This window comes from Bacillus sp. FSL K6-1366 (assembly GCF_037976695.1).
Taxonomy (GTDB): domain Bacteria; phylum Bacillota; class Bacilli; order Bacillales; family Bacillaceae; genus Bacillus; species Bacillus subtilis.
Genome location: NZ_CP150268.1, coordinates 2626315 through 2641446, shown reverse-complemented (window position 1 = coordinate 2641446; position 15132 = coordinate 2626315). Strand labels below are relative to the sequence as shown.

Genomic DNA, 15132 nt, shown 5'->3' with positions numbered 1-15132 from the left:
TTCACCAGCGGTCCTGGTCTACATTCAGCACGGCTTCAAGCAGGCCCGGAAATGCCTTTTCAAGGTCTTCAGCGCGAAGCGAATAATACCGGCGCTTTCCTTCTATCCGAACTTGAGCGATGCCCGATTCTCTCAAAACTTTAAAATGATGCGACAAAGTCGATTTGGCAACCTGCACATCTGCACAGGTGCTGCACGTTTTTTCTTTTGCTTCAGCTAATTGCTTGACGAGCTCTAAACGAAGCGGATCACTAAGTGCATGAAGAACCTTTGTCAGCTGCAATGTTTCTGTTTCTGGATGGTTTGGAATGTTCATGACACAAATGTATCACACAACAATTAGAATGACAATTTTACTATATAAGGGTTTTTCCTTTACCTCATTTAGAATACATGTTACATTTAGTTCGATGAAATTCGAACAATAAATTCGCATAACAACGGAGGAGATTTAAATGATCGTATTACAAGCTTACATCAAAGTAAAACCAGAAAAACGCGAGGAATTTTTGAGCGAGGCTCAATCACTTGTTCAGCATTCAAGAGCTGAGGAAGGCAACGCGCAATACGACCTATTCGAAAAAGTAGGCGAAGAAAATACATTTGTCATGCTTGAAAAATGGAAAGATGAAGCGGCAATGAAATTCCATAACGAAACTGCGCATTTCCAAGGGTTTGTCGCAAAAGGAAAAGAACTGCTGAGCGCCCCTCTTGATGTTGTCCGCACAGAGCTTAGCGAGTAAAGAAAGGGTGTCCCATATGAATGAAGTGATTAAATCTTTAAAAGACCACCGCTCGATTCGCAGCTACACAGATGAGCCTGTAGCTCAGGAGCAATTGGACCAAATCATTGAAGCGGTGCAATCAGCCCCTTCTTCTATCAACGGACAGCAAGTGACTGTGATCACAGTCCAGGATAAAGAGCGCAAAAAGAAAATCTCCGAGCTGGCAGGCGGCCAGCCATGGATCGATCAAGCTCCTGTTTTCCTGCTGTTCTGCGCAGATTTCAACCGGGCCAAAATTGCGCTTGAAGATCTGCATGATTTCAAAATGGAAATCACAAATGGATTGGAATCTGTTCTTGTCGGCGCAGTAGACGCTGGTATTGCCCTCGGCACAGCAACAGCAGCGGCTGAGTCACTCGGACTTGGCACAGTTCCGATCGGTGCGGTTCGCGGAAACCCTCAAGAGCTGATCGAACTGCTTGAGCTTCCAAAATACGTGTTCCCTTTATCCGGCCTTGTCATTGGGCATCCTGCCGACCGTTCAGCGAAAAAACCGCGCTTGCCGCAGGAAGCTGTCAATCATCAGGAAACTTATTTGAATCAGGATGAGCTGACGTCTCACATTCAGGCATACGACGAACAGATGTCTGAATACATGAATAAACGGACAAACGGAAAAGAAACAAGAAATTGGTCACAGAGCATCGCTTCCTACTATGAGCGCCTGTACTATCCGCACATCCGTGAAATGCTTGAAAAACAAGGATTTAAAGTTGAAAAATAAGCTCTTATTCGGCCTGTCGGATTTTCCGGCAGGCCTTTCATTTACCCGGTTAAAATCCATTGACTTCTATTTTGTTTATTTGGTAAAATTTTTTCATAGTTACTCATTGGTTTTCTGTGAACCAATGGGTTTTCTAATGTTCAAGAAAGAAGGAAGCCATGAGATGCTTGATAAAAAAACAGATATCTTGTTAGCCGCGCGAAAGCTTTTATCGGAAAAGGATTTTACGTCGGTTTCCATGCAGGCGATCGCAGAAGAATGTAAGATGTCAAAAGCTTCGATATATAAGCTGTTCCAATCTAAAGAAGATCTGCTTTTGGAGCTGCTGTCATTTAACCAGAAGCAAATGGTGGCCGCAGCCTCAAGACTTCAGGAAAATACCGCACTTACACCGGAGGAGCGTTTGACGCAAAAGGTCAAAATGGAACTGGAGGGCTTCAGGCGGAATCAGCAGTTTTTCAATATGCTGACCTACGGAAACCCCAAGCTGCATAATGACCGGGTCAAACAGCATATCCATCAGACCAGATCGACGATTATCTGCTGGCACCGCGATTCGCTGATCCAGGCGTATGGAGAAACCATTCTCCCGTTTGTGTGGGATTTGGTTATCATTCTTCACGGCATGATGCGTGAGTTTTTAATGCTGATCAAAATCGAGGAAAAACCGCTTGAGCTTGACCCGATCGCAGAGTTTATCATCAGCACCCTCAATCAGATTATCAAAAACAGGGAAACCCGCCAGTCTCTTCTTCCGCCCGAAGCCATCGAGCTTTATATTCATTCAGCATCCTCCTACAAGCCAAAGGATAAATCAGTCCTATTATCGGAAAGCCTGAAGGAATTACATAAAGGCATCTCTTCCCTGTCCGCCGCGGACTATGACGTAGATGAACTGACATCCGCAGCCGCCATGCTGGAGGAAGAAGCGAAGAAGGAAGAACCCCGCGCTTTTTTACTCAAATCACTGATTGGCTATCTGGAACAAACCAGTGTTTTAACACAGCCCGTTTCCATGTTAAAAACACTGTTAATTACTTAGAGAAAAGAAGGGATATGTATTGAACACAAGTATTGAACAAAAACCTTTTAACCGTTCTGTCATTGTCGGCATTTTGTTAGCCGGAGCGTTTGTGGCGATTTTGAACCAGACATTGTTGATTACCGCACTTCCCCATATCATGAGGGATTTCAATGTCGATGCCAACCAAGCACAATGGCTGACCACATCATTTATGTTAACCAACGGGATTTTAATTCCGATTACCGCGTTTTTAATTGAGAAATTCACAAGCCGGGCGCTGCTCATCACAGCAATGAGCATTTTCACTGCCGGAACAGTCGTCGGAGCGTTCGCGCCGAACTTCCCGGTTCTGCTGACAGCGCGTATCATTCAAGCGGCCGGAGCCGGCATTATGATGCCGCTCATGCAGACTGTATTCCTGACAATCTTTCCGATTGAAAAACGCGGCCAGGCTATGGGTATGGTCGGATTGGTCATCTCATTCGCGCCTGCGATCGGACCGACTCTTTCCGGATGGGCTGTCGAAGCTTTCTCTTGGAGATCATTGTTTTATATCATTCTTCCGTTTGCTGTGATTGATTTGATTCTTGCCAGCATCCTGATGAAAAACGTGACGACTTTAAGAAAAACACAGATTGATATTTTATCAGTCATCCTTTCAACATTTGGGTTCGGCGGCCTTCTGTACGGCTTCTCAAGCGTCGGCTCTTATGGCTGGTCCAGTTCAACCGTCTTGATTTCACTGCTGGTGGGTGTCATCGCGCTGCTCTTGTTTATCACAAGACAAATGAAGCTTAAAAAACCGATGCTGGAATTCCGCGTCTTCACGTTTGGCGTTTTCAGCTTAACAACACTGCTGGGAACCCTCGTCTTTGCATTATTGATCGGTACGGAAACCATCCTGCCGCTTTATACACAAAATGTCAGAGACGTCACAGCTTTTGATACAGGGCTTATGCTCCTGCCGGGAGCCGTTGTGATGGGCTTTATGTCGCCGATTATCGGCAGAATTTTTGACCGTGTCGGCGGAAGAGGGCTGGCGATTGCCGGTTTCTGCATCATCTTCCTGACATCTCTGCCGTTTATGCAGCTGACTGACCATACGTCACTCGCTTGGATTGTCGTTTTATACACCGTTCGTCTCTTAGGCACCGCCATGATCATGATGCCGGTGACAACAGCCGGAATCAACGCGCTGCCGCGCCACTTGATTCCGCACGGAACTGCGATGAACAACACGATTCGCCAAGTCGGCGGCTCGATCGGAACCGCACTATTGGTTTCCGTGATGAGCAACCAGGCGGCACATGCAGGCACGACAAATGTGAAGCACGCCGCCCTGCACGGCATGAACGCCGCTTTTATAGTGGCTGCCGTCATTGCACTTGTCGGCTTCCTTCTCTCATTCACATTAAAGAAACCTCAGCGCCCTGCCGAACAGCAGCCGGCACGCTGATTAACAAAAAAAGAGCCCCGCTATTTAGCGGAGGCTCTTTTTGGTTTTACTTTTCTAAACCGTCTTTCACTTCTTTAATCATTTGCGTCATAGACTCAAGTCCGCCTCCTGATAAATACCAAGTAGCAGAATCAAGGTAGATGACATGACCATTTTTCACTGCGTTTACGTTTTTCACATAATCGTTTTCCACGACTTGTTTTGTAGATGATGTTTCTCCGATTGCTGTACCGCGGTCAATAACAAACAAGTAATCAGGGTTTGTTTTTGAAATGTACTCGTAAGAAACACTTTGTCCGTGCGTAGACGCTTTGATGTTTTGATCAGCCGGAGCCACGCCGAATACGTCATGGATCAGGCCGTATCTTGATTTAGGGCCGAACGCGCTGATTTTTCCATCGTTCGCCATGATGACGAGACCGTTTTTGTTAAGCTTTTCAGCGGTTTTCTTTACATCTGCGATTGAGTGATCAATGTTTGCGAGCTCATCTTTCACTTTGTCTTCTTTATCAAAGATTTTACCGATTGTTTCAGCGTCTGATTTAAATGATTCCATGTACTTCGCTGTATCTACACCAAGGTAAATCGTCGGCGCAATTTTAGAGAATTCTTTGTAAGACTCAGATTGTCTTGCTGAAATAATGATCAGATCAGGATCTAATTCTGCCACTTTGTCGAAGTCTGGCTCTTTTAAGCTGCCGACATCAGCGTATTTGTCATCCTTGAATTTGGACAGATATTTAGGAAGGACTTGTTTCGGCAGGCCCGCTACTATATCATCAAGTCCTAGTTTATCTAATGTATCTAAGCTTCCAAAGTCAAATACGACAACTTTTTTAGGGTTCTTCGGTACTTTTGTGCCGTTTTTGTCGAGCTGGTGTTTCACTGTGATTTGTTCTTTCTTTGTATCAGAACCTTTGCTGCTTGTGCTTTGGTTTCCGCATGCAGAAATGACAACGGCAGTGACCAAAGCGATGAATAGTAACGCGAACTTTTTCATGCTCCTCACCTCTTCTATATATTAAGAAAAATAAACACCTATTCTTTGATTATCAATCGTCTGAATCGGGATGGTCATATCGTAGATTTCCTCAAGCACTGATGTTTCTATCATTTCTTCAGGCGGTCCTTCTTTAACGATTCGGCCGTTTTTCAAAGCGACGATATAGTCAGAATAGACTGAAGCAAAATTGATATCGTGAATGACGATCACGATCGTTTTTCCAAGCTCCTCTACCAGCCGTTTCAGCAGTTTCATAATTTCAACTGAGTGTTTCATATCCAGATTGTTCAGCGGTTCATCCAGAAAGATATAATCTGTGTCCTGGGCAATGACCATGGCGATAAATGCCCTTTGGCACTGTCCGCCGCTCAGCTGATCCAAGTATTTGTCTTGAATGTCTTCCAGCTTCATATAGCTAAGCGCCTGGTTGATATGAACCCAGTCTTCCTCTGTCAGCCGGCCCTGTGAGTACGGAAACCTGCCAAAACTGACGAGGTCTTTGATCGTGAGCCTGATATTGATTTGGTTCGCCTGCTTCAAAATGCTCATTTTCTTGGCAAGCTCTTTGCTGTCACATGCTCCAATCTCTTGTCCGTCTATGTAAATCTCGCCGGAATCCTTTTTGATCAGGCGGCTCATGATAGACAGCAGCGTACTTTTGCCGGCGCCGTTAGGACCGATAAACGAGGTGATTTTGCCCTTTTGAATCGTGACTGACGTCTCTTCAAGAACAACTTTCCCGCCATATTGTTTGCTTACATTTCTGACCTCTACCATGATTTATTCTCCTTTAACAGCAAGTAGATAAAATAAATCCCGCCGGCAAAATTAATAATGACGCTCAGCGTCGTTGAGAAGGTAAACACTTTCTCAACCACAAACTGCCCTCCGACCAGCGCAATGATGCTGATTGAAACGGAGCCTGCGATTAAGTATGAATGCTTATATGTTTTCAGGAATTCTCTCGCCAGGTTGACGACCAGAAGGCCTAAAAACATAATCGGCCCGACTAGCGCTGTTGAAACAGAAACCAAAATCGCAACCACGATCAGCATCTGCTTCACCACTTTGTCGTAGTCAATGCCCAAATTCACGGCGTGCTCGCGTCCGAGCGACAGCACATCGAAAAATTTTGTAAAACGCCAGACATAAACGCCTGTCAGCAGGAAGATGATGAACGCGAGCCATAACAAATCCGTATTGATATTGTTAAAGCTGGCAAACATCTTGTCCTGCACAACTTGGAACTCATTCGGATCAATCAGCATCTGCATAAAGGAAGACAGGCTGCTGAACAGCGTGCCAAACACGATTCCGATAAGCAGAAGGAAAAAGATATTTCTCCCCTCACCCTTGAACATGATCTGATACAAAACAAGAGAAAACAGTATCATTAGCAGAACAGAGATGATAAAGTTGATGTTTTTATTCATGATGACCATATTCGCAGAACCGAACAAAAAGATAATGCCAGTCTGAATCAGCATGTAGAGAGAATCAAGGCCCAAAATGCTCGGCGTCAGGATGCGGTTGTTCGTAATCGTTTGAAAGATCATGGTCGAAAACGCAATCGCTCCCCCAGTCAGCACAATGGCAGCGACTTTTTTGATTCGTCTCGGAAGGGTGTAATCCCAATTGCCTAAGTCATAAAACAAAAACAAGCCAATACATACAATGGCTAAACCAACGAGCAAAGCTATTTTCATCTGGTTACGCATAGGCTTTTCTCCTTAACAGCATAAACAGGAAAATGCCGCTGCCGATGATTCCGACCATCAGGCCAATCGAGATTTCATAAGGGAAGATAATGATTCTGCCCAGTATATCGCAAAACAGCACAAAAACCGCTCCCAACAGCGCAGTATGCGGCAGGCTGCTCTTCAGATTGTCTCCTCTGTAAATCGATACAATATTCGGGATGATTAAACCGAGAAACGGCAGCATACCGACAGTCAAAATGACAAGAGACGTGATCAGGGACACGATAATGAGCCCGATGTTCACAACCCGTTTGTACTTGAGGCCGAGGTTGACAGAAAAGCTTTCACCCATACCGGCCAATGTGAATTTATCCGCATACACATAGGCAATGATGACGAGCGGAATACTCAGATAAAGAAGCTCGTATCTTCCTTTCACGACTAAAGAGAAGTCTCCCTGCAGCCATGATGACACATTCTGGATCAAGTCATATTTATATGCGATAAATGTCGCGATTGAACTGACGATATTCCCGAGCATTAAACCGACAAGCGGAATAAAGATGGTGTCGTTAAACTTGATTCTTTCAAGGATTTTCATAAACAGAAAATTTCCTGCAAGGGCAAAGACAAACGCGACCAGCATTTTGATTAAAGGACTGGCGGATGTAAACAGCAGCAAGGAAATTAAAATGCCGAGCCTCGCCCAATCCATCGTGCCCGCCGTCGTCGGTGACACGAATTTATTTCTGCTGATCTGCTGCATAATCAAACCGCAGATGCTCATGCTTAATCCCGCAATGACAATGCTGATCAATCGCGGCAAACGGCTTGCAAACAGCGTTGACGCCTCTTGTTTGCTTAAATCGAAGAGATCAAGCGGCGACAGATCTTCTACACCGATAAATACAGATGTGACTGCTAATATGATAAGTAGAATAAATAAGTAACGTAGCTTCATGCTGCCTCCTTACATCCTTACAGCAAAAAGAACGTATCTCCTACTCCGCAAGGACTCAAAACAATATGGCCATATAGTAATTGATTATCATTATCATTTACATATTACCATTTTTATAGGGTTAGTCAATATTCTTTAAAAATATTAACCTAGTCATTTATCAATTTTACTAATCATTCTAACCATTTTCCATCCCAAAACGTTAGGCTGTTTACCATATTTATCTTTATAACGCAGGCATACGGTCAGCAAACCTAACATTATTCCTCGTGAAAAATACAAATGTTCTCCTGATAAAGAAATCCCCCCTTGATTTACAGTACTGAAAGAGAGATAATAAATACTAAATTTGTGTGAAAATTTTAAACATTAGGAGATGTAAACATGAAGGTCGTTAAATTCGGAGGCAGCTCACTTGCTTCAGGCGCCCAGCTTGACAAGGTGTTTCACATCGTTACCTCAGATCCGGCACGGAAAGCTGTAGTCGTTTCAGCTCCGGGAAAACGCTATGCCGAGGATACGAAAGTGACTGATCTCTTAATCGCATGTGCAGAACAATATTTGGCAACAGGCAGCGCACCTGAACTGGCGGAAGCAGTTGTGGAACGGTACGCTCTCATCGCCAATGAGCTTCAGCTGGGGCAAAGCATTATCGAAAAAATCAGAGATGATCTGTTTACGCTTTTAGAAGGAGACAAAAGCAACCCCGAACAATACCTTGACGCAGTCAAGGCCAGCGGAGAGGATAACAATGCCAAGCTGATCGCCGCTTACTTCCGCTATAAAGGCGTCAAAGCGGAATATGTAAACCCGAAGGATGCCGGCCTCTTTGTGACAAATGAACCCGGCAACGCGCAAGTTCTTCCTGAATCCTATCAAAACCTCTATCGTCTTCGGGAACGTGACGGACTCATCATTTTTCCCGGTTTTTTCGGATTCAGCAAGGATGGCGATGTGATCACATTCTCACGGAGCGGTTCTGATATTACCGGTTCGATTCTTGCCAACGGACTACAAGCCGATTTGTACGAAAACTTTACAGACGTGGACGCTGTGTATTCTGTCAATCCGTCCTTCGTTGAGAATCCAAAGGAAATCAGCGAGCTGACATATAGAGAGATGCGGGAGCTGTCCTACGCGGGCTTTTCAGTGTTTCATGATGAAGCGCTCATTCCGGCATTCAGAGCGGGGATTCCTGTTCAGATCAAAAATACGAACAACCCCTCAGCCGAAGGCACCCGCGTCGTCAGCAAGCGGGATAACACAAACGGGCCTGTCGTCGGCATTGCCAGCGACACCGGTTTTTGCAGCATTTATATCAGCAAGTATCTCATGAACAGAGAAATCGGTTTTGGCCGCAGAGCCCTTCAAATCCTGGAGGAGCATGGTTTGACGTATGAGCATGTTCCATCGGGAATCGATGACATGACAATCATTTTACGGCAGGGGCAAATGGATGCCGCCACTGAACGCAGCGTCATCAAACGGATCGAAGAGGATTTGCATGCCGATGAAGTCATCGTCGAGCATCATCTCGCCCTGATTATGGTTGTAGGGGAAGCGATGCGCCACAATGTCGGTACAACGGCAAGAGCCGCCAAAGCATTATCAGAGGCACAGGTGAATATCGAAATGATCAATCAGGGGTCTTCTGAAGTGAGCATGATGTTTGGCGTAAAAGAAGCCGAAGAAAGAAAAGCCGTTCAAGCGTTATACCAGGAATTTTTCGCGGGCGTGCTGATCTCTTAATCGTACATAAATAGCGGGCGGCAGCGCCCGCTATTTTTTTATATCACCTTCATATAGCCGAATTCTTCATTTTTTCTCTTGTCCACTATTATCCCTGCCAAATGGATCGGTTCAGCATATCTTATAGTATCCTTCATAGGGAGGTGAAACCTTATGTCAGGATACTCTAACGGCGGCGGTTACGGCGGCATCAGTTCTTTCGCTTTAATCGTTGTATTGTTTATTCTATTAATTATCGTAGGGACTGCGTTTGTTGGCGGCTTCTAAGCTGCTGACCGTCTCTGCGGGACCCTGTCCGCCACAGTTTTGCAGCATTTGCTGAAGCAATCTCGCAAGGAGGTGCACAAAATGTCAGGTTACGGAACTTCTTTCGCTTTGATTGTTGTGTTATTTATCCTCTTGATCATTGTGGGAACTGCATTTGTAGGAGGCTACTAAATAAACGTAATCTCCATGAAGGCGGCACCGCAAGACTATGTCTTGCGGTGTTTTTTTGAAAAGAAAAACCCCTTCTCGCTAATGAGAAGGGGCTTGTTCTTACGTCATTCCTCTTTCTGTCACATGAAAGTCGAGTGCTTCCGCATTAGCAGAAACGCCAGCCGCTGTAAAAATCGCGGCTGCGGCCAAACAAATAACAAACAACTTAGATTTCAATTTCATACAAACCTTCACTCCTTTGTATTTGTTTTCTTGCCTCTTCAACTTGTAGAAAGTAGGAAGCAGACAGTTTAAACCACTTCTGTTCATAGTAATATTTTGCTACTTCTAGGGCTAAATCCTCTATATCAGCGTACATATTTTTATTTTTTAAGTACTGGAAACATCGTTCGATTCCTTCTTCATTGGGCTGATCCAGATATAGGGATTGCAAAAACTCGAATTTTACGGCATAGTCTGCATCGTCTGTTTCTTTAGCATATTCATAGCCCCGCTTGTGATATTCCGAAGCTTTATCATGTTTTCCCTGTTTATAATAAATCAGGGTGATTAAAAAATAGGCTTGCGGGAGAGAATTGACGATCCTGCTGCTTTCAAACGTGGAGACCGCTTTTTCAAAGTAATCAATGGCAGGGTCTAGAAGGTCTTGATTGTAATAGCATAACCCGAGATTGTAGTATGCTCTTCCGACCAGCTGGGCTTTTTGTTCCGCTTGGGCCATATTGAGCGCCAATTTGAAATGGCGTGCGGCTTGTTCGAAATTTCTTTCATCCATCAGGTTGACCCCGAACACGAAATGGCACTGAATGATTCTCACATTATAGGTTTCCTGCTCCACGTAAATTTCATAGGCGTTTTTTATATTAATCAATGAAAAATACGTTTGCTTCATATAATAATAAGCTTCCGCGATTTTAAAATAAAATTCAGCTCGTTCAATATGGTCTGCGACAAAGGAGAGCTTTTTCTCCGCCTGTTTATAGTATGTAATGGCAGAAATAAATTCCCGCTTATCAAATTCATACATCCCACGAAAAAAATTCACGTAATAGTCGAGCAGCCCTTTGAGATCTGCCTGATTGCTGTCAATGTTTCTTGATAATTCAGACAGGCTTGGCTGGTCTTCTATATTTAATTTCTCTAACGGCTCAAGATAATCCAGCATAAGCTGGTGCCGGAATTCCATTAGTGAATAATAAAGCAGCAAGTTGGAATCATGCTGCATGTGTTTCAGTTCCTGCTGGATTTCAGCTTTTAACACTTCGGCATCCGGCACGCTGAATGTCCGGATATATCTGTACCACTCGTTAATTTTTTGACCGACCGCTGAAGAAGGAATTACCCCACTCTTCATTCCTTCACCCTCTCCCATCAAAAACTGTTTATGTCATATTTTATCATGTTTATAGGCCGTCCCAACCCGAAAAACACGCAATCTTTGTTTTCGGGAGCACGCAATAAACCGAAGCGGTGTGCAAAAAAGGCGGCTCCATCAGATGATGCCGCCGCCCTGTATGCTATTGCTGTTTTGCCGTTAAAGGAAGGCGGATGATGAACTTTGTGCCTTTCCCTTCTTCACTCTTGATTTCTACTGTGCCCTGGTGCATTTCAACAAGCTGCTTGACGATCGAGAGACCGAGTCCGTATTCACCGTATGCCGTATTCGTTCTTGAAATATCTGCTTTATAGAACCGTTCCCAAATATGCTCAATATCCTCTTTTGGAATGCCGATACCCGTGTCTTCAATTTCAATAATCGTCTCTTTATAACCTTCCATTCCGCGCAGCCAAATGTCACCGTTTTTCGTAAATTGGATGCTGTTTTTCGTAATGTTGACGAGAATTTGAATGAACCGGTCATAATCGGCATGTACGATGACGTGATCCTCTACCTGGATCATCAGCTTGTTTTGTTTTTCTTCCGCCTGCTGCTGCAAGTGCTCTTTCACGATTTCAAACACCTCGATCAGAGGAACGTTTAGCTTGTTCAAGGTAATTTGCTGGGATCTGATTTTTTCATAATCCAGATTTTCTTTTACGAGCCGCAGCATGCGCTTCGTTTCCTCACTGATCAGCGAGAAGCATTTATCCTTCTTATCCTCAGGAATCGTATGGCTGTTCAGCCCTTCAACCAAACCGTTGATCGTCGTCAGCGGTGTTTTTAATTCATGTGACACGTCAGCGATAAACTGCCTTCTCCGCTTCTCAAGGCGATCGATTTCATCCCTTGACTGCTTTAGTTTTTTCGCCATGATATTAAAGTCAGACGCCAGTACGCCGATTTCGTCCCCGTAGCTGTTTTCCAAATGGATGTCATAATCGCCGGAAGCCACTTTATCTGTCGCTTCTCTCAGCTTTTGAATCCGTTTGACATGGAATTTGGACAGAAGCCAGCTCACGAGAATCGTAATCACAAGCGTGCTGATCACAGCGTAAAACATATAGAGGTTGACCTGATTGACCATCTGTTCAACACCGCTGATCGGAGAAATCAGCAGAACAGCGCCTTTAAATTCGTTCTGAACAAATATAGGCTGCGCCACAAGTGACACTTCATCATCAAAACGGCCATCTGCCCTGATCATGACAGTCTGCCCTTTTTTTAGCTTATTCCATTCTGACTTCTTCAGCTGTTCCCTTGGTGGGTGATGAAAGCCTTCAGGAAGAAAATAGGGCTGCTGCTCTTCATTAAAGATGATAAACTGCGTCTTTCTTGTGCTTAAAATGTCCTGATAAGGATAGAGCCTGCGCATGTCCACCTGGCCGGCTTGGAATTCATTTGCAATCTGCACCGCATATGACGTCAATTCCTCTACTTTGTTCTGATAGGCAAATTCCTTCACAAAGTGGGAAAACAGAGAAATGATAATGACAAACGCTAAAATCAAAATGCTGATATGGCTTAGCAGCAGCTGATATAAATATTTAATCTTCATCAAATTTATACCCTACTCCCCACACAGTATACAGGAAAGGCTTGTCCTCGCTGGCAAGCTTTTTCCGCAGCCGTTTGATATGAACGTCAACCGTCCGCTCATCTCCATAAAATTGATAGCCCCATACCTGCTCAAGCAGCTGTTCTCTGGAGAACACCTGCCGCGGATTTTGGACAAGGTAATAAAGCAGATCGAATTCCTTCGGCGTGAGATTTTCTACAGGCTCTCCGTTTAATAATACTTCTCTCGTCTTCTTATTAATGGTAAAGCATTCCGTTTCGATCATATCTTCATCAATAACTGCTTTGCCTGTCGCCTTGTATCTTCTGATGACGGCTTTGATGCGGGCAACCAATGTCAGCGGGCTGAACGGCTTTGTGACATAATCGTCCGCCCCCATCTCAAAGCCAATGACCTGATCTGATTCAGTGTCTTTGGCAGTCAGCATGATAATCGGCACCGTGCTTGTCTCTCTTATTTTTCTGCAGATGGTCACGCCGTCCATAGATGGAAGCATGATATCCAAAATGATCAGATCCCAATTTTCTTCCGTAAAACGCTGGTACCCTTCTAACCCGTCATGAACGAATTCCGCTTCAAAACCTTCTTTAAAAAAGAACATCTCCGTCATCGTACATACACTAACATTATCTTCTATCATTAATATTTTCATTATATCCTCCGATTGTTTTGATGCTTTTTTATATAATAGCACCATTTTAAACAGAAGGTTTTGCGTTTCACAATTGTTAGTTTTTATTTCATCAACTAGAAATAGATTGTTCATATTTTTTTCATACCTTTGGACTACTATTAATTTATCAACAAGCAAGCCCGCCCCAGAGGCGGCCTTATCAATCAAAGTACCTATACGGAGGAACATAAATGAACTTTATCAAACGGGCCTTTTGGAATATGAAGGCTAAAAAGGGAAAAACATTATTGCAATTATTTGTGTTTACAGTCATATGTGTCTTTGTTCTATCAGGCCTCACCATCCAGTCGGCAGCACAAAAATCAAGCGAACTGGCCAGACAGGAACTCGGCGGAAGCGTGACACTTCAGGTTGACCGCCAAAAGCAAATGGAAAAACAGCAGGACAGCGGTGAAAAGCGCAGCTTCGAATCCACACCGATCAAAGTGTCTGATGCGAATAAGCTTGCAGCGCTTGATCATGTGAAGAGCTACAATTACACCACATCAGCTTCAGCCAACGCGGGAAACTTTGATGCGATTGAAAGCTCTAGTTCAAGTGATTCCAGCTCCAGCAGTTCAAGCTCAAACGCTAAAAACAGTCAAGGCGGAGGACAAGGTGGACCGCAAATGGTTCAAGCTGATCTTTCTATTGAAGGTGTCATCAGCACAGCATTAGTTGATGATTTCTCTGACGGGGATTCAAAAATCACTGACGGACGCGCGATTACAAAATCAGATGTCGGCAAAAAAGTAACAGTGATCAACGAAACATTAGCGGAAGAAAATGATTTGAGCGTTGGCGATTCGATCACAATTGAATCAGCAACAGATGAAGATACGACGGTAAAGCTGAAGATTGTCGGTATTTATAAAACAACATCTTCTGGTGATGACCAAGCCCAAAATTTCTCTTTCTTAAATCCTTATAACAAGCTTTATACGCCTTACACAGCAACAGCGGCGCTGAAAGGCGACGACTATAAAAATACGATTGACTCAGCTGTTTACTATATGGACGACGCGAAAAATATGGATGCTTTCGTAAAAGCAGCGAAGAAAACATCAATTGACTTCGATACGTACACACTGAATACAAACGATCAGCTTTACCAGCAAATGGTCGGACCGATTGAAAATGTAGCTTCTTTCTCTAAAAACGTGGTGTATCTTGTATCAGTGGCAGGCGCCGTCATTCTTGGCCTGATTGTCATGATGTCAATCAGGGAGCGCAAATACGAAATGGGCGTGTTAATGGCCATCGGTGAAAAACGATGGAAATTGATTGGACAGTTCTTGACTGAGATTCTGATTGTGGCCGTTATCGCTATCGGCCTTGCATCTGTGACGGGAAATCTCGTCGCGAATCAGCTTGGAAATCAGCTTTTATCCCAGCAGATCAGTTCATCAACCGATTCAAAGCAAACCGCAAGCGGACAAATGCCTGGCGGCGGTGGCGGCATGGGCGGCGGAATGTTCGGCCACAGTTCATCAAACGTGGACGTTATCGATTCACTGAACGTCGCGGTTTCTATGAACGACATGCTTATTCTTGGCGGGATCGGCATCCTTATCGCAATCATTGCAACATTGCTGCCGTCAATTTCAGTACTGCGGCTTCATCCGAAAACGATATTGACAAAACAGGAATAGAAAGAGGCGG

The 15132-nt window shown here is 44.2% G+C and carries 17 protein-coding genes; 8 read left to right on the top strand and 9 right to left on the bottom strand.

The window, feature by feature from the left end:
* Position 1 precedes the first annotated feature (1 nt).
* Positions 2-316 carry a metalloregulator ArsR/SmtB family transcription factor gene (locus MHI44_RS13805; RefSeq protein WP_003234476.1) on the bottom strand — a complete coding sequence of 105 codons (315 nt, stop codon included), beginning with the start codon at positions 314-316 and terminating at the stop codon, positions 2-4.
* A 139-nt stretch (positions 317-455) separates the two neighbouring features.
* Between MHI44_RS13805 and MHI44_RS13800 the strand changes: the two genes are divergently transcribed.
* From MHI44_RS13800 to MHI44_RS13785, 4 genes are all read left to right on the top strand, one after another.
* Entirely contained in the window at positions 456-743 is a 288-nt protein-coding gene (locus tag MHI44_RS13800; protein WP_003234477.1) for a putative quinol monooxygenase, read from the top strand.
* A 16-nt stretch (positions 744-759) separates the two neighbouring features.
* Entirely contained in the window at positions 760-1509 is a 750-nt protein-coding gene (nfsA, locus tag MHI44_RS13795) for an oxygen-insensitive NADPH nitroreductase (RefSeq protein WP_014475811.1), read from the top strand.
* A gap of 163 nt (positions 1510-1672) precedes the next feature.
* The gene (locus MHI44_RS13790; protein ID WP_167407855.1) at positions 1673-2551 is read left to right on the top strand and encodes a TetR/AcrR family transcriptional regulator; all 879 of its coding nucleotides are present in this window, start codon (positions 1673-1675) and stop codon (positions 2549-2551) included.
* A gap of 19 nt (positions 2552-2570) precedes the next feature.
* The gene (locus MHI44_RS13785) at positions 2571-3989 is read left to right on the top strand and encodes an MDR family MFS transporter (RefSeq protein WP_003246604.1); all 1419 of its coding nucleotides are present in this window, start codon (positions 2571-2573) and stop codon (positions 3987-3989) included.
* A gap of 46 nt (positions 3990-4035) precedes the next feature.
* Here MHI44_RS13785 and yclQ read toward each other — a convergent pair whose 3' ends face one another.
* From yclQ to yclN, 4 genes are read right to left on the bottom strand one after another with little or no spacing between them, the layout of a single operon-like run.
* Positions 4036-4989: a petrobactin ABC transporter substrate-binding protein YclQ gene (gene yclQ / locus MHI44_RS13780; protein ID WP_003246619.1), complete on the bottom strand. Its 954-nt coding sequence runs from the start codon at positions 4987-4989 to the stop codon at positions 4036-4038.
* Positions 4990-5010: 21 nt separating this feature from the next.
* Entirely contained in the window at positions 5011-5769 is a 759-nt protein-coding gene (yclP, locus tag MHI44_RS13775) for a petrobactin ABC transporter ATP-binding protein YclP (protein ID WP_003234487.1), read from the bottom strand.
* On the bottom strand, positions 5763-6710 hold the full coding sequence (yclO, locus tag MHI44_RS13770; RefSeq protein ID WP_213385825.1) for an iron chelate uptake ABC transporter family permease subunit: 948 nt from the start codon (positions 6708-6710) through the stop codon (positions 5763-5765). The genes yclP and yclO overlap by 7 nt, the downstream gene beginning before the upstream one ends.
* Entirely contained in the window at positions 6703-7653 is a 951-nt protein-coding gene (yclN, locus tag MHI44_RS13765; RefSeq protein ID WP_014475804.1) for a petrobactin ABC transporter permease YclN, read from the bottom strand. The genes yclO and yclN overlap by 8 nt, the downstream gene beginning before the upstream one ends.
* 384 nt (positions 7654-8037) lie before the next feature.
* Here yclN and MHI44_RS13760 point away from each other — a divergent pair, with 384 nt between their 5' ends.
* The 3 genes from MHI44_RS13760 (at position 8038) to MHI44_RS13750 (ending at position 9840) form a co-directional block, all read left to right on the top strand.
* The gene (locus MHI44_RS13760; RefSeq protein WP_003234493.1) at positions 8038-9402 is read left to right on the top strand and encodes an aspartate kinase; all 1365 of its coding nucleotides are present in this window, start codon (positions 8038-8040) and stop codon (positions 9400-9402) included.
* Between the two features lie 153 nt (positions 9403-9555).
* A complete protein-coding gene (locus tag MHI44_RS13755; RefSeq protein ID WP_003234495.1) occupies positions 9556-9669 on the top strand; it encodes a YjcZ family sporulation protein in 114 nt (37 codons plus the stop codon).
* 81 nt (positions 9670-9750) lie between these two features.
* The gene (locus tag MHI44_RS13750) at positions 9751-9840 is read left to right on the top strand and encodes a YjcZ family sporulation protein (RefSeq protein ID WP_015482794.1); all 90 of its coding nucleotides are present in this window, start codon (positions 9751-9753) and stop codon (positions 9838-9840) included.
* Between the two features lie 99 nt (positions 9841-9939).
* Here the strand turns inward: MHI44_RS13750 and phrC are convergent, their stop codons facing one another.
* The 4 genes from phrC to yclJ all read right to left on the bottom strand — a co-directional run bounded on the left by phrC (position 9940) and on the right by yclJ (position 13449).
* On the bottom strand, positions 9940-10062 hold the full coding sequence (phrC, locus tag MHI44_RS13745; RefSeq protein WP_003224994.1) for a phosphatase RapC inhibitor PhrC: 123 nt from the start codon (positions 10060-10062) through the stop codon (positions 9940-9942).
* On the bottom strand, positions 10046-11194 hold the full coding sequence (rapC, locus tag MHI44_RS13740; protein ID WP_003246686.1) for a response regulator aspartate phosphatase RapC: 1149 nt from the start codon (positions 11192-11194) through the stop codon (positions 10046-10048). The genes phrC and rapC overlap by 17 nt, the downstream gene beginning before the upstream one ends.
* 163 nt (positions 11195-11357) lie before the next feature.
* Positions 11358-12779: a two-component system sensor histidine kinase YclK gene (yclK, locus tag MHI44_RS13735; RefSeq protein ID WP_339175803.1), complete on the bottom strand. Its 1422-nt coding sequence runs from the start codon at positions 12777-12779 to the stop codon at positions 11358-11360.
* Positions 12766-13449 carry a two-component system response regulator YclJ gene (gene yclJ / locus MHI44_RS13730; RefSeq protein WP_003246532.1) on the bottom strand — a complete coding sequence of 228 codons (684 nt, stop codon included), beginning with the start codon at positions 13447-13449 and terminating at the stop codon, positions 12766-12768. Before yclJ ends, yclK begins: the two co-directional genes overlap by 14 nt.
* A gap of 212 nt (positions 13450-13661) precedes the next feature.
* Here yclJ and MHI44_RS13725 point away from each other — a divergent pair, with 212 nt between their 5' ends.
* Positions 13662-15122 carry an ABC transporter permease gene (locus MHI44_RS13725; protein ID WP_326131494.1) on the top strand — a complete coding sequence of 487 codons (1461 nt, stop codon included), beginning with the start codon at positions 13662-13664 and terminating at the stop codon, positions 15120-15122.
* The last annotated feature ends 10 nt before the right edge of the window (positions 15123-15132 follow it).

Bases quoted from the DNA above. Each gene is read 5' to 3' on its own strand.
- MHI44_RS13805 (WP_003234476.1), bottom strand. From the start codon at position 316: ATGAACATTCCAAACCATCCAGAAACAGAAACATTGCAGCTGACAAAG.
- MHI44_RS13800 (WP_003234477.1), top strand. From the start codon at position 456: ATGATCGTATTACAAGCTTACATCAAAGTAAAACCAGAAAAACGCGAG.
- nfsA (WP_014475811.1), top strand. From the start codon at position 760: ATGAATGAAGTGATTAAATCTTTAAAAGACCACCGCTCGATTCGCAGC.
- MHI44_RS13790 (WP_167407855.1), top strand. From the start codon at position 1,673: ATGCTTGATAAAAAAACAGATATCTTGTTAGCCGCGCGAAAGCTTTTA.
- yclQ (WP_003246619.1), bottom strand. From the start codon at position 4,989: ATGAAAAAGTTCGCGTTACTATTCATCGCTTTGGTCACTGCCGTTGTC.
- yclP (WP_003234487.1), bottom strand. From the start codon at position 5,769: ATGGTAGAGGTCAGAAATGTAAGCAAACAATATGGCGGGAAAGTTGTT.
- yclO (WP_213385825.1), bottom strand. From the start codon at position 6,710: ATGCGTAACCAGATGAAAATAGCTTTGCTCGTTGGTTTAGCCATTGTA.
- yclN (WP_014475804.1), bottom strand. From the start codon at position 7,653: ATGAAGCTACGTTACTTATTTATTCTACTTATCATATTAGCAGTCACA.
- MHI44_RS13760 (WP_003234493.1), top strand. From the start codon at position 8,038: ATGAAGGTCGTTAAATTCGGAGGCAGCTCACTTGCTTCAGGCGCCCAG.
- MHI44_RS13755 (WP_003234495.1), top strand. From the start codon at position 9,556: ATGTCAGGATACTCTAACGGCGGCGGTTACGGCGGCATCAGTTCTTTC.
- MHI44_RS13750 (WP_015482794.1), top strand. From the start codon at position 9,751: ATGTCAGGTTACGGAACTTCTTTCGCTTTGATTGTTGTGTTATTTATC.
- phrC (WP_003224994.1), bottom strand. From the start codon at position 10,062: ATGAAATTGAAATCTAAGTTGTTTGTTATTTGTTTGGCCGCAGCCGCG.
- rapC (WP_003246686.1), bottom strand. From the start codon at position 11,194: ATGAAGAGTGGGGTAATTCCTTCTTCAGCGGTCGGTCAAAAAATTAAC.
- yclJ (WP_003246532.1), bottom strand. From the start codon at position 13,449: ATGAAAATATTAATGATAGAAGATAATGTTAGTGTATGTACGATGACG.
- MHI44_RS13725 (WP_326131494.1), top strand. From the start codon at position 13,662: ATGAACTTTATCAAACGGGCCTTTTGGAATATGAAGGCTAAAAAGGGA.